A 1,502-nucleotide genomic window follows, 5' to 3' on the forward strand; every position below is an offset into this window, starting at 1 on the left:
GCGAATGTATTGGCGAACGATAACTATAACGGTACTACTACTGCTCCAACACTGGCAGATGTAACTATCACCAACGGTACCAACGATAGCAATGGCAAAGTAACACTGGATCCGGCAACAGGAACAGTGAGTGTTGCAGCGAATACCCCGGCTGGTGTTTATACTTTAACGTATACCATTACCGATAAACTAGATGCTTCGAAAAATTCAACTGCAACGGTTAAAGTAACGGTAGCTTCGGGCGCTATCCTGGCAAAAGATGATGCTGGTTCTGCGAACTCAGTAACCGGTGGTACTGCTGTTGCGAATGTATTGGCGAACGATAACTACAACGGTACGACTACGGCTCCAACCTTAAATGATGTAACCATCACGAACGGTACCAACGACAGCAATGGCAAAGTAACCTTGGATCCGGCAACTGGTGCAGTGAGTGTTGCAGCGAATACCCCGGCTGGTGTTTATACTTTAACGTATACCATCACCGATAAACTGGATGCTTCGAAAACTTCTACTGCAACAGTTAAAGTAACGGTTGCTTCAGGGGCGATCCTGGCTAAAGACGATGCTGGTACGGCAAACTCAGTAACCGGCGGAACAGCCGTGGCAAATGTATTGGCAAACGATAACTATAACGGAACTACAACAGCTCCAACTCTAAATGATGTAACCATCACCAACGGTACTAATGATAGCAATGGCAAAGTAACATTGGATCCGGCAACAGGTGCTGTTAGCGTAGCTATCAATACCCCGGCTGGTGTGTATACTTTAACTTATACCATCACCGATAAATTGGATGCTTCTAAAACTTCGACTGCAACAGTTAAAGTAACGGTAGCTTCAGGCGCGATCTTAGCCAAAGATGATGCAGGTTCGGCTAACTCAGTAACCGGTGGAACAGCTGTGTCGAATGTATTGGCGAATGATAACTATAACGGTACTACCACAGCTCCAACATTGGCAGATGTAACCATCACCAATGGCACCAACGACAGCAATGGCAAAGTAACCCTGGATCCGTCAACAGGTGCAGTGAGTGTAGCTACAAATACCCCGGCTGGCGTTTATACCTTGACTTATACCATTACCGATAAACTCGACAACAGCAAAACTTCGACTGCAACGGTAAAAGTAACGGTAGCTTCAGGCGCGATCTTAGCCAAAGACGATGCCGGTTCGGCCAACTCGGTAACGGGTGGAACCGCTGTAGCGAATGTATTGGCGAACGATAACTATAATGGTACCACTACAGCTCCAACATTGGCTGATGTAACCATCACCAATGGTACTAACGACAGCAATGGTAAAGTAACCCTGGATCCAACAACCGGAGAAGTTAAAGTGGCTACCAATACCCCGGCTGGTGTTTATACCTTGACTTATACCATCACCGATAAACTGGATGCTTCAAAAACTTCAACTGCAACGGTAAAAGTAACAGTGGCTTCAGGCGCGATCTTAGCCAAAGACGATGCCGGTTCGGCCAACTCGGTAACGGG

The 1,502-nt window shown here is 46.7% G+C and carries 1 protein-coding gene; it reads left to right on the forward strand.

Annotated elements, in window-relative coordinates; translation table 11 throughout:
* Positions 1-1,502: cadherin repeat domain-containing protein (locus OC25_RS28185; RefSeq protein WP_039483640.1), on the forward strand; the 1,502-nt coding region annotated here is incomplete at both ends.

This window comes from Pedobacter kyungheensis, assembly GCF_000812965.1.
In the GTDB taxonomy this organism is placed as follows: Bacteria; Bacteroidota; Bacteroidia; order Sphingobacteriales; family Sphingobacteriaceae; genus Pedobacter; species Pedobacter kyungheensis.